The following is a 25710-nucleotide window of genomic DNA, read 5'->3' on the forward strand; positions in this document are numbered from 1 at the left end:
GGGTCGGAACGAATCACTCAACCACGGATACGCGCGCCGACACCGATCGGTTGTCACGGTAGGTTGAGACGGACCTAACCGGACCCCGCGCAGGAGCCAGCAAGCATGCCTATCGCCACCCCTGAGAAGTACGCCGAGATGCTCGACGCCGCGAAGGCCGGCGCGTTCGCCTTCCCGGCCATCAACGTGACGTCCTCGCAGACGCTCAACGCGGCGCTCAAGGGCTTCGCCGACGCCGGGTCCGACGGCATCGTCCAGGTGTCGACCGGCGGGGCCGAGTACCTCTCCGGCCCGTCCGTGAAGGACATGGTCACCGGCTCCGCGGCCTTCGCCGCCTACGCCGCCGAGGTCGCGAAGAGCTACCCGGTCAACATCGCGCTGCACACCGACCACTGCCCGAAGGACAAGCTCGACGGCTTCGTCCGCCCGCTGCTGGCCCTCTCCGCCGAGCGCGTGGCCCGGGGCGAGGCGCCGCTGTTCCAGTCGCACATGTGGGACGGCTCCGCCGTACCGCTCGACGAGAACCTGCAGATCGCCGAGGAGCTGCTGGCCAAGGCGGCCGCGGCGCGGATCATCCTCGAGATCGAGGTCGGCGTCGTCGGCGGCGAGGAGGACGGCATCGTCGGCGCGATCGACGAGAAGCTCTACACCACGCCCGAGGACGCGCTGGCCACCGTGCGCGCGCTCGGCGTCGGCGAGAAGGGCCGCTACCTGACGGCCCTGACCTTCGGCAACGTCCACGGCGTCTACAAGCCGGGCAACGTCAAGCTCCGCCCCGAGATCCTGCGCGACGCGCAGGCCGCGGTCGTCGCCGAGCTCGGCCTGGCGGACGGTGCCAAGCCGTTCGACCTCGTCTTCCACGGCGGCTCCGGATCGAGCGCCGACGAGATCGCCGCGGCGGTCGACTTCGGTGTCGTGAAGATGAACGTCGACACCGACACGCAGTACGCCTTCACCCGTCCCGCCGCCGACCACATGCTGCGCAACTACGACGGCGTCTTGAAGATCGACGGCGAGGTCGGCGACAAGAAGGCCTACGACCCCCGCGCCTGGGGCAAGGCCGCCGAGGCGGGCATGGCCGCGCGGGTCGTCGAGGCCGCCGAGAACCTGCGCTCGGCCGGCAAGACCGTCGGTTGAGCCCCGGGGCTGAGCCGCCGGCCGGCACCGCGCTCCCGACCGCGGCCGACGTCGACCGGGCGGCTGCCCTGCTCGGCTCGGTCATCCCGCCCACGCCGCTGCAGCGCGCCGACCGGCTCTCGGCCCTGACCGGGTTCGACGTCTGGCTGAAGCGTGAGGACCTCACCCCGGTCCGCTCCTACAAGGCGCGCGGCGCCTACACGGTGCTCGCGGGCCTCTCGGAGGAGGAGCGCTCCCGCGGCGTGACCTGCGCGAGCGCCGGCAACCACGCCCAGGGCGTCGCGTTCGCCTGTGCCCGGGCGGGCGTGCACGCGACGATCTTCCTGCCCCGCACCACCCCACGGCAGAAGCGCGATCGGGTCGCGGCGCTCGGCGGCGACCAGGTCGAGGTCGTCATCGCGGGCGAGGCGTACGACGACGCCGCGGTCGCGGCCGCCGACTTCGCCGCGGCGTCCGGGGCCACCGTGGTTCCCGCCTTCGACCACGACGGCATCGTGGCCGGCCAGGGCACCGTGGCCGCCGAGATCCTGGCCCAGTCGGCCGAGCTCGGTTGGCAGCCCGACGCCCTGGTGCTCCCCGTGGGCGGCGCCGGCCTGATCGCCGGCTGCCTCACCGTGCTCGGCGAGCGGCTGCCCGGGGTACGCGTCCTCGCCGCTGAGCCCGCGGGTGCTGCCTCCCTCGCCGCGGCGCTCGACGCCGGTGGACCGGTCGAGCTCGACACCCTCGACCCGTTCGTCGACGGCGCCGCCGTGCGCCGGGTCGGGGACCTCACCTACCGTGCCGTCGCCGAGGCGCGCACTGCGGTCGCCCTGTCGGTCGCGGCGGTCCCGGAGGGACTCATCTGCGTCGAGATGCTCGACCTCTATCAGGTCGACGGCATCATCGCCGAGCCCGCCGGCGCCCTCGCGCCCGCGGCCCTGCGCCTGCCGGTCGCCGCCGGGGGCCTGGCGGGTCTCGCTCCGGGCAGCCGGGTCGTGGTCGTCGTCTCGGGCGGCAACAACGACGTCTCGCGGTACGCCGACATCGTCGAGCGGGCGCTGGTCCACGAGGGGCTCAAGCACTACTTCCTCATCGAGTTCCCGCAGGAGCCCGGTGCGCTGCGCCGCTTCCTCGACGACGTGCTCGGTCCCGACGACGACATCACGCTCTTCGAGTACACCAAGCGCAACAGCCGGGAGACCGGACCCGCGCTGGTCGGCATAGAGATGCAGTCGCCCGACGACCTGGCCGGGCTGCTCGCCCGGATGGAGGAGTCGCGGCTGCGGGTCGAGAAGGTGCCGCCGGACAGCCCGCTGTTCGGGTTCGTGCTGTCCTGAGATGCGGCTTGTAGACCAGATTGTCTACAAGTAGCTATCCTGGGAGGATGAGCGACACGACGACGATCCGGGTCAGCCGCGCCACCCGCGACGCGCTCAACGATCTGGCCGCCCGGCGCGGCGAGACCGTGATCGAGTCCGTCTCCCGCGCCGTGCGGCTGCTCGAGCAGGAGGCCATCGGCGCCGACCTCGCAGTGCCGCTGCGCGACGACGAGCTCGCCTGGCTCGATGCTGACGCCGGGTGACGTCGTCGAGCTCGATCTCGGCACTCCCGCGGGGGCCGAGGCGGGTCTGCGCAGGCCCGCCGTCGTGGTCACCGCCGAGCGCGTCCTCCGGGGCGGGCCGAGCGTCGTCCAGGTGGTCCCCCTCACCCGCACGGTCCGCAACAGCGGCTCCGAGGTCGCCGTCGAGCCTGATGAGCACAACGGACTCGTCGCCGTCTCTGCTGCGCAGTGCCAGCACATCCGCTCCGTCGCCATGCCGCGGGTGGGAGCGCGTCTAGGCAATGTCGGCCCGGTCGTGCTGCGGCAGATCCGGGGAGTCGTGGCGACCATCATCGACGCCTGAGAGCGTTCTGAGACACGCTCCGAGGCCGCGCGGCCTGGTGTGTCTCATGCTCTCCCGAGGTCAGTGCGGCACGCCGAACCCCTCGTGCCGAGGCCTCTCGTAGAACATCACGGCGACCAGGCCGACGACGTAGACCGCGGCGGGCAGCCACAGTGACTGCTGCATCGCCCTGCTGAACAGCTCGGCCACCTGCGGGTCGGGGATCCGGGCGGCACCGGCCTCGCCGTGGGCGGCGGCACCGGGGAGGTAGTGGGCCAGCCGGCTGTCCATGATCACGGCGATCGCCGCGGCGCCGAGCACCGAGCCGACCTGGCGGGTGGCGTTGTAGACGCCGGCGCCGGCCCCGGCCTGGCGCATCGGCAGGTTGCGGTTGGCGGTGGTCGCGGTGGGGGCCCAGATGAAGGCGTTCCCGATGCCGATCAGCGCCATCGGGACGGCGAGCTCCCACACGGCGACGCCGGGCTCGAGGCGCCAGATGAGCACGAGGAAGCCCACCAGGCTGGCCGCGAACCCGAAGCCCAGGACCCACCGTGGGTGCTGCTGGTCCGAGAGGCGGCCGACCAGGCGGGCCAGCACGATCGACATCACGGCCATGGGCAGCATCAGCAGTGCGGACTCGGTCGGGGAGTAGCCGCGCACGGCCTGGGCGTAGAGCATGAGGGGGAAGCCGAAGGACGCGGCGACGGCGCCCATGCAGGTGATGGCGATCGTGGACACCGAGAAGTTGCGGTCGCGGAAGAGGTCGAGTGGCACCAGGGGCTCGGTGCGGTTGAGCCGCTGCCAGATGATGAAGGCGACCAGGACCACGCTGCCGCCGGCGATCATCGCGATGATCCACCCGGCCCAGTCCTTCTGGTGGCCCTCCTGGATGCCGAAGCAGAGCAGGAACATGGCTGCGCCGGACAGGACCACCCCGACCCAGTCGAAGCGGTGGGCATGGGTGGGGAGGGCCGGCACCAGCCGCCAGGCCATCACGAAGGCGACCAGGCCGACCGGGAGGTTGACGAAGAAGATCCACTCCCAGCCGAGGCCGTCGGTGAGCACGCCGCCGAGCAGCGGCCCGACGACCATCGCGACCCCGGCCGTGGCACCCCAGACCGCCATCGCGCTGCCGCGCTGTGCGGGCGGGAAGATGCGGGTGATGATCGCCATCGTCTGCGGCGTCATCATCGAGGCGCCGAGCCCCTGGACGACCCGGGCCACGATGAGCGCCTCGACGGTCGTGGTCAGGCCGCACCACAGCGAGGCGAAGGTGAAGACGGTCAGGCCGATGAGATAGAGGTACTTCGCGCCGTAGCGGTCGCCGAGCCGGCCGGTGATGAGCACCGGCACGGCATAGGCCAGCATGTAGGCGCTGGAGACCCACACGACGTCGTTCACCGACGCGTCGAGGTCCTCGATGATCGTCGGCGTCGCCACCGTCACGATCGTGAGGTCGACCAGGATCATGAAGAAGCCGATGACCAGGGCCCACAGGGCCGGCCACGGATCGGTCGTCTGCTCCGGAGCCGACGATGTGATGGATGAGGATGCGTTCCGAGCCACGAGCACCAGTCAACACCCGAGGACCGACGCCGCCGCGACCGATGGGAGATATTGCGCCGGAGGCCCGGCCTACCGTGCGGGACATGGCTCGGGACAGCGACATCGAGATCGAGATCGACGGCTATGCGGACCTGCTGGCCGAACTGAAGGCACGGGTGAGCAGCACCCAGGTCCGTGCGGCGCGCGCGGCCAACACCGAGGTGCTGCGGCTCTACTGGTCGATCGGCCGGGACATCCTCCATCGCCAGCAGACGAACGGGTGGGGGAGCAAGGTCGTCACCCGGCTGGCGGCGGACCTCCAGCGTGAGTTCCCCGACCAGCGTGGTTGGTCGCCGCGGAATCTTCTGTACATGCGGAAGGCCGCAGAGGTCTGGCCGACCGAGGTCGAGTTCGTGCAACAAGCCGTTGCACGATTGCCCTGGGGCCACGTCACGGTCCTCCTGAGCCGACTCGGGAGCCGCGAGGACCGCGACTGGTACGCGGCCCGAGCGGCCGAGGAGGGCTGGTCGCGCGGAGTTCTGGAGCACCAGATCAAGGTCGGTCTCCGAGGTGCCGTGGGGTCTGCGCCGTCGAACTTCCCCGCGGTGCTCGACGCGCCGGACTCGGACCTGGCTCAGCAACTGGTCAAGGACCCCTATGTGTTCGAACACCTGGCACTGGTCGAGAAGACCGACGAGCGCAACGTCGAGCAGGCACTCGTCGACCGCCTCCAGGACACCATGCTGGAGTTCGGCCGCGGTATGGCCTTCGTCGGCAGGCAGGTCCGTCTCACTGTGCCTGACGACCGCAGCGACGAGGTCGACGAGTTCTACGTGGACCTGCTGTTCTTCTCCACCGAGCAATTGCGCTACGTGGTGGTCGAGCTCAAAGTGGGCAAGCTTGAGCCCGCGCACGTCGGCCAACTCGGGACGTACGTCGCCATCGTCGACGACCAGTACCGGCGGTCGCGGATCCACGCCCCGACGGTCGGCATCCTGCTCTGCACCGGGAAGAGCGGCCCGACCGTCCGCTACGCGCTGGCCTCCGCTGCCGCGCCGTTGGCGGTCGCGGACTACTTCGGACTTCCCGATGATGCCCGGGCGGCACTGCCGAGAGCGGGCGAGCTCGAGGCTGTGCTGGTGGACGAGCTCTCGGACGGTTAGGGACGGCCGAGGGGGCCTGCGCAAGAATGGACGCCATGAGCATCACGCCCGGCACCGACCTGATGGCCGGACCCCCGCCCACCCACCTGCCCGTCGACCCCGCCGAGGCGCTCCTCGCCGAGGGCCGCGCGCCGGCCGACGTCGTCCGTCGGCTCCCGTCGTCGCCGCTGGCCTGGGCGACCCTCGCCGAGCAGGCCCGCGACGACAGCGCCGATGACGTGACCGTCTACGCCTACGCCCGGGTCGGCTACCACCGCTCCCTCGACCTGCTCCGGCGCAGCGGCTGGAAGGGCCACGGCCCGGTGCCGTGGGAGCACGAGCCCAACCGCGGCTTCCTGCGTGCCCTCGCGCTGCTCGCCCTCACCGCCCGTGCTATCGGCGAGACCGAGGAGTGGGAGCGCTGTTCCACGTTCCTGCGCGACTCCAGCCCGACGGCGTACGACGCGCTGTTGGGCTGAGCGACGTACGCCGATGGGCGATGGCCTCCCGCGCCTGGGTTCCCGGGTGTGGTGGGTCTATCTCGCGGTCGACACCCCGAAGACGGTCGACCAGCTGGCCGCCGACGCGGGGATCGTGCCGGACTCGATCCGCGCCCACCTGCGCCGGCTCGAGCGGGCCGGCCTGGTGCGGGTGAGCGAGGAGCCGGGCGCGGAGCCGATGTGGCTGCAGGCACGCGAGCTCGACCCGGCGACCCGCTACCGGATCGTCGGCCGGGTCGAGGGCGGCCGGCGGCGCCCCCCCCCCGGGGCGGGGGCGCCCCCGGGGCCCCCGCGCGGGGGGGGGGCGGGGGGCGGGGGCGGCGCCGCCCCCCCGGGGGCCCCGCGCCGGCGCGCCCCCCCCGGGGGGGGGCGGCGGCCCCCCGGCGGTGGGCGCGGGCGGGCCCGCGGGGGGGGTCGCGCGCCCCGGGGGGGGGGGGGGCGCCCGCGCGGGGGGGGGGGGGGGGGGGGGGCGGGGGGTGGGTGTGGGGGGGGGGGGGGCGGGGGGGGGGGGGGGCCCGGGGGGGTGGGTTGGGTGGCGCCCCCCCCCCGCCCGGGGGGGGGTGGGGGTGCGCGCCGCGGGGGGCCGGGGGGGGGGGGGGCCCGCCCCCCCCCCGCGACTCCAGCACCAGCGAGCAGAACTGGTGGATGGTGGCGATAGTGGCGGCGTCGAAGTCGGCGAGGGCCTGCGCGACCCGCCGGTGCCGCCGCCGCTGCTCCTCGGGCGGGCAGTCCAGGATCTGCTCGATGACGTCGGTCCGGGCCTCGGCGGGCCGGCCGGCGAGCGCCTGCTCGGCCTCGACCAGCTGGTGCCGGACCTGCTCGCGCAGCTCCTGGCTCGCCGCCCGGCCGAAGGTGACCACGAGCAGCTGCTCGAGCGGGACGCCCTCCTCGGCGACATAGCGGGTCACCAGCGCGCCGATGGTCCAGGTCTTGCCGGTGCCGGCGCTGGCCTCGAGCAGGGTGGTGCCGGTCGGCAGCGGGCCACGGATGTCGAACGGGCTCATCGTCTCCCTCATAGGGCGCTGACCTTCTCGGCGCCGGCGAGGAGCGGCTCCCACAGCGTCCACGCGTACGCCGGCAGGCCGGCGTCGATGAGCACCGAGACCGGCGCGGCGTGCCCCCAGATCCGGCGGTGCACCGGGTCGTCGTCCTCGCCCTTGATGCCCCACTGGTTGTAGGGGTCGGTGGTCCAGGCGGCGGCCGCGGCGTCGACCGGGTCGATGTCCATGCCGCGCAGCTCCTTGGCCCGGGCCTCGGCCCAGGCGTGGGCGGTGCGGACCGGGATCGGCAGCGGGCGAGTGGCGCCCTCGTCGTAGAGGGCCACGACGGCGGCCAGCCACGCGGCGGCCCGGTGGTCGAGCGGACCGGCCAGCGCCCGCTGCGGGCCGCTCCGGGCGCGGGCGATCGCGTGGCTGGTCCAGTTCTCGTCGGGGTGGGTGGCGCTGAGGGCGACGACCTGCAGCCACGCCGCGATCCGCTGCTTCGGTCCGGGTCGCGAGTAGGTGACGTCGACGACCTGGTTGCCGTGGACCCGCGGCACCGTGCCGGTGAGCCGCCGGCCGCCGCCGAGGTCGACATCGACGTCGACGCTGCGGGCGGGGGCGGCGCGCAGGGATGCGCTCTGCTGGAGGAGCGCCTGGCAGTCGCGGACGACGTCGGTGAGGGCGCCGTGGCCGAGTCCGAACGGCGGCAGCGAGCCGCGCAGCTGCTCGGCGAGCATCACGGCCTCGCCGGTGGCGGCCGGGTCGTCGGAGGACAGCACGGCCTTCAGCAGCCGGTCGCCGATCGCCCACCGCTCCAGGTTGTCGAGGTCGACCGGGATCGCGTCGGCGACCTCGCCGGGCTCGAACGGGGTGGCGACGTCGAGCCGCCCCCGCAGGAAGGAGCGGGCCGGGCGCAGCACGAAGTCGACGAGGTCGGCGAGCGACACGTCCTGGGGCGGGCGGGCCGGCAGCGCGCCGTCGAGGAACGAGGGGACCTGCGCCCGCTCGCGCACCGAGGCCCGGGCGCCGGCGAGCGAGGCGCGGTCGAAGCTGAACGGCCCGGGGCCGACGAGTGCTCCGGGGACGTGGTTGCGCGGGTCGAAGCCCTGCAGCGGGTGGCGGACGACGACCTGCGCACGCACGGGTGCCGCGGCCGTGCGGTCGAGCGCGTCGAGCAGCTCCCCGAGCGGTACGGCGGGCGGCCGTTCCTGGCCGGTGTGCTCGGCGGCGCCGGTGTAGGTGACGACGACCCGCTCCCCCGCCGCGAGGATCGCGTCGAGCAGCAGCTGACGGTCCTCGCCGCGCAGGTCGCGCTCGCCGACGCGGGGCCGTCGGCCGAGGACGTCGTCGCCGTTGACGCCACTGGTGCGCGGGAAGACGCCGTCGTCGAGCCCGACCAGGCACACCACCCGGTGCGGCACGGACCGCATCGGCACCATGGTGCTGACCGTCAGCATCCCGGTGCGGAAGTTCCCCCGGGTGGGGCGGCCGGCCAGCCGGGCCTGCAGCAGCGCGCGGACGTCGGCGAGACGCAAGGGCACGCCCGTGTCGTCAGTGTCGCTCTCGGCAGCGCTCCCAGCACCAGCTTGTGCGCGGGCGAGCTCGCGCTCGAACTGCGGCAGCTGCCAGGCGTCGTCGTCATCGACCTCGCACAGGTCGCGCACGCCCTCGGCGATGGCGGTGAACCACGCGTCGGCGGCGGTGGCCCGGTCGAGCGCCGTGAGGCAGGCGCCGAGCCGGGCGACGGCCTCGCTCAGCCGGCCGACGAGCTCGATCTCGCCGCTGGCGATGTCGTCGACGGGCAGGCCGCGCCCGACGCGGCGGTGCTCGTCGTCGCTCATCACGACGCCGAGCAGCAGCCGGTCGAGACCGGCCCGCCAGGTGTTGTGCTCGAACCCGTCCATGGCGTACGCCGCCCGCTGGGTGGCGTCGATCCCCCACCGGACCCCCGCCTCGGCGACCCAGCGCGTCATCCGCGTGAGGTCGTCGTCGCTGAACCCGAACCGGCGCCGGCACACCGGTCTGGCCAGCAGGTCGAGGACCTGGGAGGCGGTGGCGCGGCCGCCCGCGAGCTCGACCAGCACGACGGCGACCGCGAGCAGCGGATTGGTGCTGCTCACCGCGCGGTCGGCCAGCCGGACCCGCAGCTGGTGGGCGGGGTGCAGCTCGGCCCCACCCGCGGCACCGGGGCCGGCGCCCCCCGAGGTCTCGCCGATCAGCTCGCCGAGGCCGAAGCCCGCGGAGATCAGCGGCGCGTAGGTCTCGACGTCGGGACACATCACGACGATGTCGCGGGGCTCGAGGGTCGGGTCGTCCTCGAGCAGGCCGACGAGCAGCTCGCGCAGCACCTCGACCTGGCGGGCCGGACCGTGGCAGGCGTGCACCTGCAGCGAACGGTCGTCGGCCCGCAGCACCCGCCGGGCCTGCTCGTCGGCCGACGGCACCCGGTTGGCGCGCAGGTCGGACTGCAGCCAGCCGAGCAGGTCGTCGGCCGCGACCGGGTCGGCGGCCGCGCCGGCGTCGACCGCCTCGCCCGCGCGCACGCGCGCCCCGAGCACCGTCGCCAGCTCCCGCGCGTCACGGCCGAGCGAGGCGAGCAGCGGATGGTGGGCGAGCTCGACCGATGCGGCGGCGTCCCGTGGGCCCACTTCCACGCCGGCCGCGGCCACGGCATCCCACAGCGCCGCCGACGGCTGGGCCAGCCACAGGTGGACGTCGCGGTGCTCCGCCAGCGCGACCAGCAGGTCGACCTCCGTCTCGGGCAGCCGGGTGTGGCCGAACAGGGAGAGCCGGTCGGGCAGGTCCAGCCCCGCCACCTGACCGGCCCGCAGCGCGGCGCGGACCCGGTCGTGCCGGAGGTCCGGCGGCTCGGTGTGCCCGGCCGCCGCCATCCGGTCGAGCAGCCGCCGCCACAGCTCGGCCTCCCACGCGAGGTCCGCGGCCAGCGGCCCGCCGGCACCGTCGCTGTCGCGCCCCTCGCGCCAGTCGCGGACCACTCCCGGCCGCTGCACGGCGTACGACGTGAACAGCTCCGCGAGCCGACGCGCGACCGCCCAGCGGCGGCTCCGGCGCAGCTCGCCCTCCTCGCTGGCGACCTGGTGCCCGAGGTAGGTCGCCAGCGTGGCGCACCACGGCTCGCCGAGCGAGTCGTCGACCGTGGCGAGCAACGGCCAGACCAGACGGTCGGGATGCCAGGGGTCGTCGCGGTCGCGACCCAGCAGCAGTCCGACCAGGGACGCCGGCTGGAGGAGTCGCACCCCCGCGCACACGCCGTCCCCGCCCAGCGGCCCGGCCCCCAGGCGGTGCGACAGCCGCTGCGTGAGCCACCGCTCGACGCCCTTGGCCGGCACGACGACGACCTCGCTGGCGAACGGGTCGGGCAGCGGCGTCGCGAGCAGCTCGCCGAGGTCGTCGGCGAGGAGGTCGGTCCGCGCGGCGCGGTGCAGGTGGAGGGCCATCGGGGCCGAGGTTACTGACCGGGTTCGGCGGAACGTGTCCCGAGGACCGCCCGGCCGATCCGCTGCAACGCCGCCCGCTGGCCGGCCTCGTCGAGGGGCAGGCGCAGGCGCATCGTGTTGACGACGGTCTGGGTCGACCGCACCAGTGCCTGGGCGTCGGGGCGCGTCAGCTCGGGCCGGCAGGCGACGAGCAGCACGGCCCACTCGTCGACGTAGTCCTGCTGCATCCGCCGGATCGGCGCCCGCTCGTCCTCAGGGACGTGGACGACCTCGGTGAACAGCGCGGCCAGCGCATCCCCCTGGGCGACGTTGATGCGTACCAGTGACGCGAGCGCCTGCTCGAGCGCCTCGGCGGCGTCATCGGTGGACGAGAGGACGCCGGCGAGTTCGAACTGCATGGCGTCGAGGCAGCGCGTGATGACGTGGGCGAGGAGTGCCGACTTGCGGGGGAAGTGGTGATAGAGCGTCGGTCCGGAGATCCCGGCGGCGGCGCCGATGTCGTCCATGCCGACGGCTCTGAAGCCCCGCTCGGCGAACAGGCGTACGGCGGCCGAGAGCACCGCCTCGCGCCGGGACACCGGTCGCAGCCTGCCCCGCTGACCGACCACCGCGCGGGGCACGACGGCACGACCGGGCAGGAGCTCCCCGACCGCGGCCACCGCGGTGGCCGCCTCGACCAGCAGCCGTCGCGTGCGGTCGCGATCGACCCGGGCCCGCTCGAAGGCGCGGCCCGTGGTCAGCACGGAGTGCACGGCCCAGGTGCGCGCCTCGGCGTCGGCGTGGCCGATGCTGTCGGGCGCGGCCGCCACGACAGCCCGGCGCAGCGGCTCCAGCGCGGCGAGGTACCGCACCTCCAGCTCCGCGGCGCATCCCGGCTCGAGGAAGACCTGGCCGCGCTGCCACACGCTCCCCGGCCGGTTCGGACGCAGCAGGAGGGTCGCGGCGGCGTCCAGCAGCGCCGGCAGGTCCGCCGCGCCGCCGTACGCCTGCTCGAGCAGCTCGATCTCCTGCTCGACCGCGGCCGCGAGGAGCCCCGACTTGCCGCGGAAGTGGCGATACAGCGCCGAGGCCGTGATGCCCACCTCCGCGGCGATGTCGGCGACCGCGACGTCGTGGAACCCGCCCTGCTCGAACTGGCGTGCCGCCGCGGCCACGATCAGCTGCTTGCGGTTGCGGGGCCGACGCTGCGGCGCCTCCTCGGACACGATCCCCGCGCCTCAGCCCGAGGGCCCGTCGAGGAAGGCGGCCATCGCGCCCCTCCCCCGCTCGATCGCGTCGTCGATGACACCGAGGTCGCCACTGAGCCGCGTCACGTCGGGCGAGCCGAGCGGCGGACGGACCTCCACGAGGGTCGGTACGTCGGCCGTGGTGCCCGCGGCGAGCTGGAGGTCGTCCTCGGCGTAGGTCCGATGCCGTCCGATGTGGGCCGCGCCGGCCGCCCGCCCGTGGCGCAGGAAGTACGGCGCCAGCAGCATCCGCTCGACCCGAGACGGCGGTACGGCGCGCTGGTCGGCCCGGCGGGTGCGCAGGACCAGCACATGGGTGGCGCCCTGCGCGAGTGCGGTGCGGTAGGGCACTCCCTCGGAGAGTCCCCCGTCGACGTACGTCCGGCCGCCGAGCCGCACCGGACGGCCGGCGAGCAGCGGGATGCAGGAGCTCGCCCGCAGCGCGGTCTGGGCGCCGATCCGGTCGGTGACGTACGACGCCAGGTCGGCCGCCGCCCCGGTCGCGGCGTCGGTCGCGATCGGGTGGAAGCCGATCGGGTTGGCGACGATGGCGTCGAAGTCCATCGGCGTGATCTCCTCGTACACGTGGTGCACCAGGCGGCCGAGGTCGACCACCGGCCCGCCACGCAGGATGCGTCGCGGATCGGTCACCCTCGCCGCGGCGACCTCCGGCCACGCCCAGCTGCGGATCCAGCGCCGGGCCTCGCCGGTCAGCAGCCAGGCACCGTTGAGAGCACCGCCGGACGTGCCGTAGACGTCATCGAACGCGTCGGTCAGGCCGGCCTCGTCGATCGCCAGCGCCATCCCGGCCGAGTACGCCGCCCGGCTGCCGCCGCCCTCGATGGCGAGGGCGATCCGGTGCCCGTCACCGCGCTGTCCGGGCAGGCTGCCGGAGCGTCGCCGCTCCCGGAGCACGGCCAGGAGCGAGGCACCCACGGGCCGCCTCATCCCGGCATCGTCACGGAGGGAGTTCATGCCGGCAGCTCGCGCACCACCCGGGCCGGGCTGCCGACGGCCAGCACGCCGGCCGGCAGGTCGCGCGTGACGACCGAGCCGGCGCCGACGACGGTGTTCGCGCCGATGGTGACGCCCGGGCACACGATCACGCCGCCACCCAACCAGACGTTGTCGCCGATCGCGATGGGCAACGCGTTCTCCCACTTGTCGCGGCGCAGCCCTGCCTCCAGCGGGTGCAGCGGCGTGAGCAGCTGGACGTTGGGCCCGATCTGCACGTCGTCGCCGATCGTGATCGGCGCGACGTCGAGGGCGACCAGGCCGAAGTTCACGAAGGCCCGCGCTCCGATCCGCACCTGACGGCCGTAGTCGACGCGCAACGGCGGGCGGACGGCTGTCTCCTCGCCGATCGCGCCGAGGAGCTCGCCGAGGATCGTCGTACGCCGCTCGCGCTCGCGGACCCCGGTCGCGTTGTAGGCCTCGGTCAGCTCCTGCGCGCGGGCGTAGGCCTCGATCAGCTCGGGGTCGTCGGCGAGGTAGAGGTCGCCGTCATCCATCCGCTCCCGCATGGAGCGGCCGTCGGTCTCGGGTCGTCCGGTCATGGGTCCCAGCCTGCCCGACGGCCCGAGCGTTCGGGGACCGCGGCCTCTCGATGCCGGGTCGTGCACGCCGGGAGGCTCTCCTCGGTCTTCCGCGACCGCCGCGGACGGACGCCCGAACGAGGAGAGCCATGTCCATCACCCTTGCCCGCCCCGCCGCGGCCACCGCCGTCGTCCTCGGTGTGCTCGCACTCACGGCCTGCGGCGGCGACGACCCGTCCGGTGGCCGGACCGCCGACGACGAGATCAGCGAGGCGACGGAGCGGCTCGCGGACGCCCAGGAGGACTCGGGCGTGCCCGAGGAGTGCGAGGCGGCGTTCCCGATGGCGTGGGGCGAGCCGGACCTGGCCGACGCGGCGCTGCCGCCCGGTTGGCCCGAGCCGCCCGCGGGCGCGGTGCTGTGCGCGGTGTCCGGTGGCGACGGCAGCGTGCAGACCGTCGACTACGCCGCCGACCAGGAGGCGGCCGCGGTCCTCGACCACTACGAGGACGCGCTCGCCGGTGCCGAGGGGTACGACGTGACCCGCGAGGAGCCGCCCGGCCTCGGCCACGAGGTCGTCAGCGGGCTCGCCGGCGACGCGGGCTTCCAGGTGGACCCGCGCGACGGCGGGTTCCGGCTCGCGTTCGACGCCTCCTGAGGACCGGGCTGCGGGACTGGGCTGCGGGACGGACGGCGGGACCGGACGGCAGGACCGGGCAGCCCGGGCGAACGAGGACTGCGGACCTTGCCCGCCGGGCCACCGGATCCAGCACAATGCCGCCCATGGACGAGCGCGTCGGGTGCCGGCCCGACGACGTCGGGCGGCGTCGCCGCGCGCTGGGGATCGTCGCCCTGACCTGGGGTCTCGCCCTCGCTGCGGGCTCGATGACGCTGGCGGCGGGTGGACCGTTCGGCGAGGTCCCGTGGCACGCCGAGCGGAGCTACTTCGCGCTCTACGTCCTCGTCGCCCTCACCACCGGGCCCACCTCGGCCATGATCGTGCGGCGCGGCCACCACCCGGCCGGCCCCCTCACCGCCTTCATCGGGATCGGCTTCGCCGCCTCGGCGGCCGCGCTGGGGTGGAGCCTCCTCACCTGGACCCACCCGGGCCTGCCCGGCGCCGGGCTCGCCGTGCAGGCGTCCGGCTGGCTCTCCGCGCCCGGTGGGTTCCTGGCCATCACGGTGCTGCCGTGGCTCCTGCGGCCGGACCGGCTGACCCCGGTCCGGCGGGCGCTGGCGGCGACCGGCGTCCTCGCCAGCGGGCTCATCACCCTGCTCACGGCGATCAGCCAGCAGCCGGGCGCACCCCCCAATCCGCTCTCGCTCGACGGCACCGCCACGGGGACGGCCGCGATGCACCTGGCGTGGCCGTGCGTGGGGGTCGCCGGGGTCGTCGGCCTGCTCGCGGTCGCGGACGTCGTCCGGCAGTGGCGGGGAGAGCCTCGCGACGGTGCCCGGGCGTACGGCGTCCTGGTGGCGGCTGTCGCGCTGATGTTCGCCGGCATGGCCGTGCTCCAGCTCTGGCCGCCCGGTTGGGGCCGGGCCTCCGTCCAGCCGCTCGGGGTGCCGATCCTCGCCGTCGCCCAGGTGCTGCTGTGCCTGTCCGTGGTCGTGGTCGTGCTGCGCACCTGGGACCGCGGCTCCGAGGTCGTCGTACCCCGGCTCGTCGTGTGGGCCCTGCTGTCGTCCGTGGTCGCGCTGCTCTACGTCGGGTCGGTGGGCCTCGCCATCCGGCTGCTCCCGGTCAGCGACGACACCGCCCGCACCCTGGTCGTCGCCGGCCTGGCCCTGGTGATCCACCCGCTGCGCCAGGGGTTGCAGGGCCGGGTGGACCGGCTCGTGCACGGAGGTGCCGCGGACCCGGTCCGGCTGCTCACCCAGCTCGGGCGGCAGGTGCGGGGCGAGAGCCGGCACGACGTGCTGCCGGCGCTCGTCGAGAGCGTCCGCGACGGACTGCGGCTGGGCCGGGTGACGGTGGTGTCGGCCTCGGAGCCCCTGATCGAGGTGAGCAGCGGAACCGACCGCCCCCGGGCCCCGGCCGAGCACCGGGCGAGCGTCCGGCTCGTGGTGGACGACCGTCACATCGGGGACCTGACCGCGCTGGCGGCACCCGGGCAACGCCTCGACGGGCGCACCCGGCGCGTGCTCCGGTCGCTGTCCGACGTCCTCGCGCTCAGTCTCGACCTCGTCCAGTCCCAGCTGCGGCTGCAGGCCGCGTCGGAGCGCCTCGGCGAGGTGCGGCACGAGGAGCGCCGGATGCTGCGCCGCGAGCTGCACGACAGCCTGGGGCCGGCCATCGCCGGTGTCGGCCTCGGCCTGGCGGCCGCGCAGCGCCGGCTGCGTCACGACCCACCGGGTGCGTCCGCGCTGCTGGACGAGATGCGCGGCGAGCTGACCCGGCGCACCGAGGACATCCGGATGCTGGCCCGCTCGCTCCTGCCGGCCCAGCTCGACGACGGCGACCTCGCCGCCGCGCTCGACGTCCTCGCCACACGGTTCCGCGGCGCCGGCCTGGACGTGCGGACCCGTGTCGACCCGACGGCCATCCTCGGGACCCGCCATCAGATAGCGGTCTACCACGTTGCGACCGAGGCGCTCATGAACGTCTACCGGCATGCCCGGGCCGAGACGGTCGAGCTCGCCGTGGACGCACCGGCCGGCGGGGGCGTCGTACTCGACGTCGTCGACGACGGCTGCGGGCTCGGCGACGCTCCCCGCGTGGGGGTCGGTCTGACATCGATGCGCGAGCGGGCCGACGAGCTCGGTGGCAGCGTCGTGGTGGAGTCTCGCCCGGAGACCCCCGGAACCCGCGTGAGGATGGTGCTGCCATGAGCCCGGTCGATCCAGCCCGGATCCGGATCGTCGTCGTCGACGACCACCCGGTCTTCCGGATCGGGATGTCGTCGCTGCTGGAGGAGACCGGCTTCGACGTCGTCGGGCAGGCCGCGAGCGAGGACGAGGCGGTCACCGTGGTGGACGCGACGGCGCCCGACGTCGTTCTCATGGACCTCGACCTGGGCGGCGGGTCGGGCGCGAACGCGACCCGCGAGATCCTGCGGCGGCGCCCGGCGACGGGCGTCCTGGTCATCACCATGTTCGGCGACGACGAGGCGCTCTTCGGCGCGCTGCGCGCCGGTGCCCGTGGCTATCTCGTCAAGGGCGCGGAGCCAGAGGAGATCGAGAGCGCCGTCCGAGCGATCGCCGGCGGCGCCGTGATGCTCGGCCCCCAGGTCGCCGGCCGGGCCGTGGCCTTCCTGACGGGTGCACGCAGCGCGCGCGGCGGCGTCTTCGCCGAGCTCACCGAGCGCGAGCGCGACGTCCTCGAGCTGGTGGCGCGTGGCCACGACAACGCCACCATCGCCCGGATGCTGGTGCTCACCACCAAGACGGTGCGCAACTACGTGTACGCGATCTTCACCAAGCTGGACGTGACCGACCGGGCGGCGCTCGTGGTCAAGGCGCGCAAGGCCGGCATCGGTGTGACCCGGCCCGAGGGGAACACGGACCAATAGCGCCGTCGCGCAGCACGCGGGATTGGTCCGTGTTTCCCGAGGCCGGCGGCCCGGCGGACTGAGGACGCCTGCACCTGTCGGCCGGGCTGCCGCGCGGACGAGGGTGACGTCACCGCCGTAGAGCACGGCGGCCGGCGCACGCGCGCCGCTCCCGAGAGAGCAGACCCTCATGTCACTCGCCACCGATCCACGGGGGACCCCCGTGCCCGTGGACTCCTCACGCTTCCACGCCTGGCCGCTGTGGATGAGCGCCGCCGGCCTGCTCGGCATGGTCGGCACCCTGTTCACCGACCAGCGGCCCGCCGGGGAGCAGCGGTCCACGGACCACACCGTCTCCGTGGCGGACATCCCCGAGCTGGACCATCTGCCCTTCCGCATCGGCGGCCTCGGCGGCTTCCTCTGCGTCGCCGCCCTCCTGGTGTTCGCCGCGGTGTGGCGCCGCCGGGTCAGCCAGCGCTACGACTGGTCGATCGGCGCCTCCGTCGTCTCCTTCGGCGCCGTCGCGGCGGCCGGCGCGCTGACCCTGGCCTACGGCTGGAAGGGCGCGCTCGGCAACTACCTGCACGGCGCGATCGAAGAGGGCTCCTACGACGACGCCGGCCTCTACACCTACTACGTGATGAACGACTTCAGCCCGTTCATCGCGGCGCTCCCGCTGGCCATCGCCCTCGGTGGCGTCGCCTGGATGGGCCTGCGTGAGGGGCTGGTCTCCCGAGGCCCGGCCGTGCTGGCCGGCCTGGTCTGCGTGCTCGCGTTCGCGGCCGTCGCGGCCACCGGCGTACCCGGCCTGCCCTTCATCGCCCTGCCCGGCTTCGTACTCGTCGGCATCTGGCTCTCCCTGAGCCGCAGCCGCATCGTCCAGGAGGACCTGTCATGAGAAGGACCCGCTTCGTCGGCGCGCTGACCGCCGCCGCCCTGCTCGTCGCCGGCCCCACGGCGGCCCAGCCGATGGACCCGGAGGACCCGGAGGACCCGGGCCCGGTGCCCGGCGCGATCGACCGGACGCCGCCGACGATCAACATCGACTACCCGACGGGCGGCGTCGACGGCTGGTTCCCCGGACCGCGCACGGTGCCGGTCCTCGTCGTCGACCAGGGCACCGGCGGTGGCGCCAGCTCCGGCGTCGGACAGGTCAGCTACACGATGACCGGCGCCACCGAGCTCGAGGAGATGTTCGAGGGCCACCGCGGCAGCATCCCGGTCAGCAACGAGGGATCGACCCAGATCGACATCGTCGCCACCGACAACAACGGCAACCGCGCCGAGGCCCGGATCTGGGTCGGCATCGACCGGGTCGCGCCGACGATCACGTACGCCGCTCACCTGGGTCACGGCGCGGAGTACGCGCTCGGCCAGCGGGTCCTCAGCGGCTTCAGCTGCTGGGACGGACACTCCGGCGTGGCCACCTGCAACGGCAGCGTCGCCAACGGCGCGCCGTTGAACACCAGCACCCCCGGCACCCGCACGCTCGTCGTCACGACCACCGACCCGGTGGGCAACGCCCGGCAGGCGACGTTGACCTACCACGTCCGGAGGGGCACGTTCACCGTCCAGCAGCCCCCGACGATCTCCGGCGCGCCCCGGGTGGGCGAGACGCTGACGGCGACGCCCGCGACCTTCGCCCCGGAGCCGACGGCGGTCGAGCACCGGTGGTACCGCAACGGCTCCGTGCTCACCGGCTTCACCGAGCCGACCTACACGGTGCGGCCGCAGGACGCGGGCAGCACGATCCACTACGCGTCGGTCCCGGTCCTCGAGCACCACGACGGCGTCCCGGCCACGTCGAGCCCGCTGACGATCGCGAAGTCGCTCGAGGCCGACGGGCCCGCGCGGATCACCGGCGAGGCGAAGGTCGGCGGCGTGCTCACCGCGGTCGCTCCCGGCGTCACCGAGGTCCGGGTCGAGACCCTGCTCCCCCAGCGGGCGACGACCGACACGTACACCTACCAGTGGCTGCGCGACGGCCAGCCGATCGCCGGGGCCACCGGGGCGTCGTACCGTCCGGGGGCGGCGGACGCCGGCCGGTCGCTCAGCGTGCGGCTGACCGTGCGGCGACCGCAGTTCGAGCCGCTGGTCCTGCAGAGCGCCGGTACCGCAGCTGTGGCCCGGGCCGCCGCCCAGGTCGAGGCCAAGGCGAAGGCGAAGGCGCGCGGCAAGGTCAAGTTGAAGGTCGCGGTGACCGCGTCGGGCGCCGTTCCCGACGGCACGGTCGTCGTCCGGCGCGGCAAGAAGGTCCTCGGCACGGCGGTCCTGAAGAACGGCCGAGCGACGCTGGTGCTCAAGCGGCTCCCGCGCGGCAAGGCGAAGCTGGCGATCGCGTACGGCGGCTCGGCGGCGGTCGAGGCCGCCGGCACCACGGTCCGGGCGAAGGTCCGCTGAGCTCGCTCGAACGATGAGGAGGATCCGGACCGGGGTGGCGCGCCGCCGCCCCGGTCCGGTCCGTCAGGGACCGTCCTCGCCGTCCTGGTGACGGCGCTCGCCGTGGCCCCTCTCGCGCAGCCGGTCACGCTGCTCGTGCGCGTCGGCATCGGCCTCGTCGATCCGGCCATCCAGGGCGGCGACCGCCTCCGGCTTGCCGTGGAATCGGCGGTAGGAGTAGACGATCAGCGCCAGCGCGATGACACACGACAGCAGCAGCGTGATCCCGGTCCACATGCCGCCCGGCAGCCACCAGCGCTCCGCGATCGGCCACCAGCCCGGCGCGTCCGGGGCAACCAGCCACAGCACGCCGAAGGCGCCGATGCCCAGGGCCCCGAGCGTGGACATGATCACCCGCGGCCGGGTCTCCACCCCCTCCGCCGCGGCCCGCAGCGCCCGCAGCATCACCGGGTCGAGGAGCCGCTCGGCCCAGGTGTACTGCTGCGACAGCACGGCCAGGCCGCCCGCCATCAGCAGCAGACCGGGCCCGGGCAGCACCAGGGCGGCGACGCCGGCCAGCAGCAGGACCCAGCCGAGGACCTCCAGCAGGATCCGCTTCGCCGCGCCGGTCACCGGCCACCCCCGAACCTGTCGAGCCAGGCCAGCACGTCCTCGTCGGCACGGCCGTGCTCGGCCGCGATCCGCGCCCACCTCTGGGCCATCGCGTGGAAGCGGAGCGGGTTGTAGACGTCCTCCTCCCGTGAGAAGAGCCCGTCCCCGGCGTACGTCATGATCGTGATGTTGGGCTCGGTCAGCATCGTCCCGTCGCCGGGATCCGGCATCGGGTTGAGCACCTCGCAGACCAGCCGGCCCTGCTCCGCGTCGACGACCTGCCAGGAGATGGGGAAGCCCGGCATCATCCGGCCGGGGTACGACGTCATCGTCCGCACCGCCCAGTCCCGGATCTCGTCGCGGCCGGTGAACGTGCCCATCGCGTGCTCGACGTAGACGGCGTCGGGGGTGAACAGGTCGGCGTACCCGGACCAGTCGCCGGTCGCGACGAAGCCGGCGACCTTCTCGTGGAAGGCGGCATAGGCCTCGGTGATCTCGGCGGCGCTCATGTCGCCGATCCAATCAGAGGGGGACAACCAGCACTACGCTTCGGGCCATGCCACGTCGGTCGCCCTCCCTCCGACGCGGCCCGTTCGGGTCCCGGATCCTCGGCCCGCGCGACCAGGGGCCCCGCCAGCTGCGGATCCGGATCCAGGTGCTGCTGACGGTGATGCTGGTGACGACCAACCTCGTCGGCGCGCTCGTCGTGTTCGTCATCAACACCTGGGCCATCCCCTCGCCCTCGCCCAACCGGGCGATGGTGCTGGCCCTGGCGATCGCGATCCCGTCCTATGTCGTGCTGGCCGCCATCGTCGGCGCGATCTGGGGGACGACGTCCTCCTTGCGCGCGCTGCGGTGGGCGACCCAGTCCGAGATCGACCCCGGCCACTCCCAGCGGGCCCGGGCCCTGCGCGTCCCCCTCTCGCTGACCTCCGCCCAGTTCTCCATCTGGCTGGTGGGGACGATCCTGTTCACGGTCCTGACGGTCGTGCTGCAGCCCGCACGAGCCATCGGCACCGGCCTGACCGTCGGGATCGGTGCCGTCGTGGTGTCCGGCATCGCCTACCTGCTGACCGAGTTCACGCTGCGCCCGATCGCGGCCCGTGCGCTCGCCGACGTCAAGGTGACCCAACGGGTGCGCGGCGTCGGCGTCGGTCCGCGGATGGCGATCTTCTGGACCCTCGGCACCGGCGCCCCGATCGTCGGCCTGCTCATCGCCGCGATCCTCGCGCTCACCCCGGCCGGGTCGGACGCGACGCTCGCACAGCTCGCGGTGGTGACCATCATCGTGTGCGGGATCGTGCTGGTCTTCGGGTTCCTGCTCACCGACCTCAACGCCCGCTCCGTGGTCGCACCGCTGCTGTCGGTCCGCGACGCGATGCAGGAGGTCGAGCACGGCCGGCTGGACGCCGACATCGTCGTGTACGACGGCACCGAGCTCGGGCAGCTGCAGAGCGGCTTCAACTCGATGGTCCACGGCCTGCGGGAGCGCGAGCAGATCCGCGACCTGTTCGGCCGCCATGTCGGCGAGGAGGTCGCGGCCGCCGCGGCGGCGCTGGGTGCCGGCGAGATCGAGCTCGGCGGGGAGACCCGGGTGTGCTCGGTGCTCTTCGTCGACCTGATCGGCTCGACGACGTACGCGACGCAGCACGGGCCCACCGAGGTGGTCGCCGTCCTCAACCGCTTCTTCGGAGTGGTCGTCGACGAGGTCGATCGCCAGCACGGCCTGGTCAACAAGTTCATCGGCGACGCGGTGCTGGCGATCTTCGGCGCCCCGGTCGAGCTGCCCGACCATGCCACCGCCGCCCTCGCCGCGGCCCGGGCGATGGCCGCCCGGCTGGCCACCGAGGTGCCCGAGGTGGAGGCCGGGATCGGCGTCGCCACCGGTCAGGTCGTCGCCGGCAATGTCGGCCACGAGCAGCGCTTCGAGTACACCGTCATCGGCGACGCCGTGAACTCCGCCGCCCGCCTCACCGACCTCGCCAAGGACGCCCCCGGCCGGGTGCTCGCGTCCTGGGACTCCGTGACCGCCGCCGACGGGACGGAGGCCGCCCGGTGGGTCGAGCACGGCGAGACGGTGCTGCGGGGACGGTCGGGGCCGACCCGGCTCGCGGTGCTGCAGGAATCGCCGGTTCAGAGGTGATTCCTGCGCTTCCTGGCCTTTGCACCGGGCAAGAAGCGCAGGCAGCAGTCAAGAGGTCCGTATGAATCGCCGCTTCAGCGGCGATTCATACACCCGTCACGCCAGCGCGTCGAGCGCCTGACCCACCTGCGCCAGCAGCCGCGCCGGGTCGACGTGCACCCCGGTGGGCACGTCGGTCAGCTGGGCGTCACGCTGGAGGACGGCGAGCCCGTGCACGGCGGCCCAGCCGACGGTGGCCAGCTCCTCGGTCGGCACGGACGCGGCCCAGCCCGTGGCCTGGGCGGTGCCGACCAGCTCACGCAGCAGCACCCGGTGCTCGAGCCGGGCGGCGCGGAGACGCGGGTCGGCGGCGTGCAGCAGCTCGGGCCGGAACATGACGTCGAACATGGTCGGCCGGGACGCGGCGAACTCGACGTAGGCGACGGCCGAGGCGACCACCTGCCTCCCGCCCTCGGCCGACAGGTCGGACACGGCCGAACGAGTCCGGTCGAGCAGCAGCTCGAAGCCCTCGACCGCCAGCGCCGTGAACAGTCCGGCCCGGTCGTCGAAGTGGTGCGCCGTGGCCTGGTGGGAGACGCCCACCCGGCGAGCGATCGCGCGGAGGCTGGCCTTGGCCAGCCCGCACGCCGCGATCTCCTGCTCGGCCGCGCGAAGCAGTCGCTGGCGCAGGTCGGCATTCCTCATGCCGCCGATCCTGCCTCATCCCGCGCCCCGTCCCGCGCCGACCGCTGCGGCCACCAGAGCCGCCTGCCCAGCACGGTGGCCAGGGCCGGCACCAGCAGCGAGCGGACCACGAAGGTGTCGAGGAGCAGCCCGACCGCGATGGTGAAGCCGACCTGGCCGATGGTCGTGACCCGCCCGGCCAGCAGCGCCATCATCGACACCGCGAAGATCACGCCCGCCGATGTGATCACGCCGCCGGTGACGGCGGTGGCCCGGGCGATCCCGGCGGCCGACCCGTCGGGCGCCTCCTCGTGCATCCGCTTGGTCAGCAGCAGGTTGTAGTCGGCGCCGACGGCGACGAGGACGACGAACGCGACCGCCGCGACGGTCCAGTCCAGCTGGATGCCGAGGCCGTACTGCCACACGAGCACCGAGAGGCCGATCGCGGCGCCGTACGACAACACGACGGTCGCCATCAGCGCGAACGCCGCGACCAGGCTGCGCAGCAGCAGGAGCAGCACGAGGAAGACGGCCACCAGCGCGAAGCCGGCGATCACCTGAAGGTCGGACACCGAGTAGCGCCGCAGGTCGGCGTTGGTGCTCGCCATGCCGGTGGTGACGACCTCGGCGTCGTCGAGCCGGGTGCCGTTGAAGGAGGTCTCCACGATGGTGCGGATCTCGTCGACCCGGTCGGAGGCCTCGGGGCCGAAGGCGTCGGTCGAGCCGAGGACGGCGAACCGCGCGGTGCGACCGTCCGGCGACAGGTAGAGCTGCATGGCGGCGGCGAAGTCCTGGTCCGCCAGGGCGGTCGGCGGCAGGAAGAACCCGCCGCTGACCGGGTCGTCCGCCCCGGACCGGGTCTCGCGCAGGTGCCGCGCGGCGGCCTCGAGGCCGTCCTCGAGCTCCGGCAGGGAGGCCGCGACCTCCCGCGTCCCGCCGTGCAGGCGCCCGGCTCCCTCGGCCAGCTGCTCGGCGCCGGTGGACAGGTCGCCGAGACGGTCGGCGAACACCCGCTGACCGTCGGCGAGCTGCCGGCTGCCCTTGCGCGCCTTGGCCAGTCCGGACCGCAGCTGCTGCAGGCCGGACTGCAGGTCGCCGGTACCGTCCGCGAGCGACCGGGCGCCCTTCGCCGCCTCCTGCAGGCCGGGCAGCAGCTGGTCGCGCTCGGCCTCCCAGATCTGCCTCAGCCCGGTGCGCGCCTGCCGGCAGGCCGGGTCCAGTCCGCAGGTGAGGCTCTTGGTGGCGAGCGCGTCGTACACCAGCGCGAGCCCGTCGACGGCGACCTCCACCTGGCCCGCGGCGACCTCCAGCCCGTCGGCGAGGCCGCTCGCGCCGGCGCGCAGGTCTCCGGTCCCGGTGATCGCCGCGTCCGCGCCGTCGAGCAGCTGCGTCATCCCCGTCGTCAGCTTGCCCGTCGAGGCGGCGATCCGGTCGGCGCCCTCGACCGCCCGGCCCGCGCCGTCGGCGAGCCGCCCGGCCCCGTCGTCGAGCTGGCCCGCGCCGGCGGCCAGCTCGTCCGCTCCGCTCGCACCCTCGGCGACCTGACCCTGCGCCCGGCCGAGCTCGTCGCCGACCAGACCCGCCTGGTGGGCGACCGACGCCTCCGCGATGGGTACGCCGAGCGGCCGGGTCACGCTGCGCACCAGGACGACGCCGTCGTGCTGGGCGGCCGCGGCGGCGGCGCGCTCGAGGACGGCGAGGTCCTTGCTGGTGCGCAGGTCGTGGTCGGCCCGCACGAGCACGTAGTCGGGCAGCACCTCGTTGACCGGGAAGTGCCGCGCGAGCAGGGCATAGCCCCGGTTGCTCTCGGCGCCGTCCGGGAGCGGTTCGCGCACGTCGTACGACAGGTCGGCGAGGGGGAACAGGGCCGCCAGCACCGCCAGCGGCACGAGCGACGCGGTGAGCATCCGGGCCGGGTGCGCGGCGACCAGGTCGGCCACCCGCTGCCAGACGCCGGCGGCCCGGGAGGTGCGCGGCTCGGCCCAGCCGCGGCGACCCGCCAGGGCGAGGAGAGCGGGGGTCAGGGTGAGGCTGACGAGCAGGTTGACCGCGATGCTGACGGCGACCGCCGGTCCGGTGGTGTTGAAGAAGCCGAGGTCGGCGAGCGCCATGGCGAGGGTGGCGAGGACGACGGTCACCGCCGAGCCCGCGATCACGGAGCCGACCCGGGTGGCGGCGATCGCGGCGGCCCGCGTCGGCTCGATGCCGAGCCGCCGCTGCTCGTGGTAGCGCGCGACGAGGAAGACGGCGTAGTCCGTGCCGGCGCCGAGCACGATGGCGGTCAGGAAGGATCCGCTGAAGGTCGAGACCGCGAAGACGTCGTGCAGTCCGCACCACGCCACCACCGCCCGTCCGAGCCCGAGGCCGAGCCCGACGACGGTCAGGATCAGCACCGGGATCGCGAACGACCGGTAGATCAGGAACAGGATCAGTGCGATCAGGCCGATCGTGACGATGGTGATCCGGACGACGCTGTGCTCGGTCTCGGTGGCGAGGTCGACCACCGTCGCGGTCGGCCCGGTGACCTCGACGGTGAGCCCGGTCGGAGCCTGCTCGCCGACGACCTCACGTACGGCGGCGACCTGGCGCAGCGACGACGGCGCGCCCGTCGCGCCCGTGATGCCGACCAGCAGGTAGCGCGCCTGCCGGTCCTCGCTGGTCAGTGCCTTGCGCAGCGCGGGGTCCCGCACGTCCTGCACGAACGCGACGTCGTCGCTGTCCTTCGCGAGCTCGGTCACGAGCGACTCGGCGTACGCCCGGTCCGCCCGGGTCAGCCCCGCGGTGCGCTCCATCGCGACGACGATGAAGCTCTCGCTGTCGCCGCTGCTGAACTGCTCGTTCATCAGCTCGACCGCCCGCATCGACGGTGCGTCCTTCGGCACCATCGGCGAGGAGTCGCGGCCGGCGATCTCCTCCAGCTGTGGCACCGCCACGTTCATCACCGCGGTCAGCGCCAGCCAGGCGAGCACCACCCACCCGGCCCGTCGTACGACGAACCGGGCGTAGTGGGCGACCTGGTCGCGCTGAGCGGGCACC

Annotated in this window: 22 protein-coding genes and 1 pseudogene; 13 read left to right on the plus strand and 10 right to left on the minus strand. The window is 74.1% G+C overall.

Annotated elements, in window-relative coordinates:
* The first annotated feature begins 105 nt into the window (after window positions 1-105).
* From fbaA to KVF89_RS20195, 4 genes are read left to right on the plus strand one after another with little or no spacing between them, the layout of a single operon-like run.
* Window positions 106-1137 carry a class II fructose-bisphosphate aldolase gene (gene fbaA, locus KVF89_RS20180; protein ID WP_257428074.1) on the plus strand — a complete coding sequence of 344 codons (1032 nt, stop codon included), beginning with the start codon at window positions 106-108 and terminating at the stop codon, window positions 1135-1137.
* Window positions 1134-2453: a threonine ammonia-lyase IlvA gene (ilvA, locus tag KVF89_RS20185; protein ID WP_257428076.1), complete on the plus strand. Its 1320-nt coding sequence runs from the start codon at window positions 1134-1136 to the stop codon at window positions 2451-2453. The genes fbaA and ilvA overlap by 4 nt, the downstream gene beginning before the upstream one ends.
* A gap of 47 nt (window positions 2454-2500) precedes the next feature.
* On the plus strand, window positions 2501-2698 hold the full coding sequence (locus KVF89_RS20190) for a hypothetical protein (protein ID WP_257428078.1): 198 nt from the start codon (window positions 2501-2503) through the stop codon (window positions 2696-2698).
* Complete coding sequence (locus KVF89_RS20195; protein ID WP_257428079.1) at window positions 2682-3020, plus strand: type II toxin-antitoxin system PemK/MazF family toxin; 339 nt, start codon at window positions 2682-2684, stop codon at window positions 3018-3020. The genes KVF89_RS20190 and KVF89_RS20195 overlap by 17 nt, the downstream gene beginning before the upstream one ends.
* A 60-nt stretch (window positions 3021-3080) precedes the next feature.
* Here KVF89_RS20195 and KVF89_RS20200 read toward each other — a convergent pair whose 3' ends face one another.
* Entirely contained in the window at window positions 3081-4565 is a 1485-nt protein-coding gene (locus tag KVF89_RS20200; RefSeq protein ID WP_257428080.1) for a DHA2 family efflux MFS transporter permease subunit, read from the minus strand.
* An 83-nt stretch (window positions 4566-4648) separates the two neighbouring features.
* Here KVF89_RS20200 and KVF89_RS20205 point away from each other — a divergent pair, with 83 nt between their 5' ends.
* The 3 genes from KVF89_RS20205 to KVF89_RS30610 are packed head-to-tail and all read left to right on the plus strand — an operon-like array spanning window position 4649 to window position 6844.
* Window positions 4649-5707 (plus strand): PDDEXK nuclease domain-containing protein, encoded by a 1059-nt coding sequence (locus tag KVF89_RS20205; protein ID WP_257428081.1) that lies wholly within the window; start codon window positions 4649-4651, stop codon window positions 5705-5707.
* 35 nt (window positions 5708-5742) lie between these two features.
* Window positions 5743-6165, plus strand: coding sequence for a DUF3151 domain-containing protein (locus tag KVF89_RS20210; protein WP_257428083.1), 423 nt, complete (start codon window positions 5743-5745; stop codon window positions 6163-6165).
* Window positions 6166-6178: 13 nt separating this feature from the next.
* Window positions 6179-6844, plus strand: coding sequence for an ArsR family transcriptional regulator (locus tag KVF89_RS30610; protein ID WP_372497959.1), 666 nt, complete (start codon window positions 6179-6181; stop codon window positions 6842-6844).
* On the opposite strand, the pseudogene KVF89_RS20215 reads toward KVF89_RS30610, so the two are convergent.
* The 5 genes and pseudogenes from KVF89_RS20215 to KVF89_RS20235 form a co-directional block, all read right to left on the minus strand.
* Window positions 6813-7202: pseudogene (locus KVF89_RS20215) on the minus strand (UvrD-helicase domain-containing protein); the annotation flags it as partial. The gene KVF89_RS30610 and the pseudogene KVF89_RS20215 sit on opposite strands and share 32 nt — an antisense overlap.
* A complete protein-coding gene (recC, locus tag KVF89_RS20220; protein WP_257428084.1) occupies window positions 7199-10627 on the minus strand; it encodes an exodeoxyribonuclease V subunit gamma in 3429 nt (1142 codons plus the stop codon). The pseudogene KVF89_RS20215 and the gene recC, both read right to left, overlap by 4 nt.
* An 11-nt stretch (window positions 10628-10638) precedes the next feature.
* Window positions 10639-11832 carry a TetR/AcrR family transcriptional regulator gene (locus tag KVF89_RS20225; RefSeq protein WP_257428086.1) on the minus strand — a complete coding sequence of 398 codons (1194 nt, stop codon included), beginning with the start codon at window positions 11830-11832 and terminating at the stop codon, window positions 10639-10641.
* 12 nt (window positions 11833-11844) lie between these two features.
* Window positions 11845-12801: a patatin-like phospholipase family protein gene (locus KVF89_RS20230; RefSeq protein WP_257428087.1), complete on the minus strand. Its 957-nt coding sequence runs from the start codon at window positions 12799-12801 to the stop codon at window positions 11845-11847.
* Between the two features lie 23 nt (window positions 12802-12824).
* A complete protein-coding gene (locus KVF89_RS20235; RefSeq protein ID WP_257428089.1) occupies window positions 12825-13409 on the minus strand; it encodes a sugar O-acetyltransferase in 585 nt (194 codons plus the stop codon).
* A 128-nt stretch (window positions 13410-13537) separates the two neighbouring features.
* Between KVF89_RS20235 and KVF89_RS20240 the strand changes: the two genes are divergently transcribed.
* From KVF89_RS20240 to KVF89_RS20260, 5 genes are all read left to right on the plus strand, one after another.
* Complete coding sequence (locus KVF89_RS20240) at window positions 13538-14044, plus strand: hypothetical protein (RefSeq protein ID WP_257428091.1); 507 nt, start codon at window positions 13538-13540, stop codon at window positions 14042-14044.
* Window positions 14045-14169: 125 nt separating this feature from the next.
* Window positions 14170-16218 carry a sensor histidine kinase gene (locus KVF89_RS20245; protein WP_257428093.1) on the plus strand — a complete coding sequence of 683 codons (2049 nt, stop codon included), beginning with the start codon at window positions 14170-14172 and terminating at the stop codon, window positions 16216-16218.
* On the plus strand, window positions 16215-16898 hold the full coding sequence (locus KVF89_RS20250) for a response regulator transcription factor (protein ID WP_257428095.1): 684 nt from the start codon (window positions 16215-16217) through the stop codon (window positions 16896-16898). The genes KVF89_RS20245 and KVF89_RS20250 overlap by 4 nt, the downstream gene beginning before the upstream one ends.
* Window positions 16899-17067: 169 nt before the next feature.
* Window positions 17068-17775 (plus strand): hypothetical protein, encoded by a 708-nt coding sequence (locus tag KVF89_RS20255; RefSeq protein WP_257428097.1) that lies wholly within the window; start codon window positions 17068-17070, stop codon window positions 17773-17775.
* Window positions 17772-19277 carry an Ig-like domain repeat protein gene (locus KVF89_RS20260; protein WP_257428098.1) on the plus strand — a complete coding sequence of 502 codons (1506 nt, stop codon included), beginning with the start codon at window positions 17772-17774 and terminating at the stop codon, window positions 19275-19277. The genes KVF89_RS20255 and KVF89_RS20260 overlap by 4 nt, the downstream gene beginning before the upstream one ends.
* Before the next feature lie 63 nt (window positions 19278-19340).
* Here KVF89_RS20260 and KVF89_RS20265 read toward each other — a convergent pair whose 3' ends face one another.
* Both KVF89_RS20265 and KVF89_RS20270 read right to left on the minus strand, forming a co-directional pair.
* Complete coding sequence (locus KVF89_RS20265) at window positions 19341-19889, minus strand: PGPGW domain-containing protein (RefSeq protein ID WP_257428100.1); 549 nt, start codon at window positions 19887-19889, stop codon at window positions 19341-19343.
* A complete protein-coding gene (locus KVF89_RS20270; protein WP_257428101.1) occupies window positions 19886-20377 on the minus strand; it encodes a nuclear transport factor 2 family protein in 492 nt (163 codons plus the stop codon). Before KVF89_RS20270 ends, KVF89_RS20265 begins: the two co-directional genes overlap by 4 nt.
* 47 nt (window positions 20378-20424) lie before the next feature.
* On the opposite strand from KVF89_RS20270, the gene KVF89_RS20275 reads away from it, so the two are divergent.
* Complete coding sequence (locus KVF89_RS20275) at window positions 20425-22011, plus strand: adenylate/guanylate cyclase domain-containing protein (RefSeq protein WP_257428102.1); 1587 nt, start codon at window positions 20425-20427, stop codon at window positions 22009-22011.
* A 96-nt stretch (window positions 22012-22107) separates the two neighbouring features.
* On the opposite strand, the gene KVF89_RS20280 is transcribed toward KVF89_RS20275, so the two are convergent.
* On the minus strand, window positions 22108-22695 hold the full coding sequence (locus tag KVF89_RS20280; RefSeq protein ID WP_257428103.1) for a TetR/AcrR family transcriptional regulator: 588 nt from the start codon (window positions 22693-22695) through the stop codon (window positions 22108-22110).
* Window positions 22692-25709, minus strand: coding sequence for an MMPL family transporter (locus tag KVF89_RS20285; protein ID WP_257428105.1), 3018 nt, complete (start codon window positions 25707-25709; stop codon window positions 22692-22694). Before KVF89_RS20285 ends, KVF89_RS20280 begins: the two co-directional genes overlap by 4 nt.
* Window position 25710 lies beyond the last annotated feature (1 nt).

It is taken from the genome of Nocardioides carbamazepini (assembly GCF_024614185.1).
Lineage (GTDB): Bacteria > Actinomycetota > Actinomycetes > Propionibacteriales > Nocardioidaceae > Nocardioides > Nocardioides carbamazepini.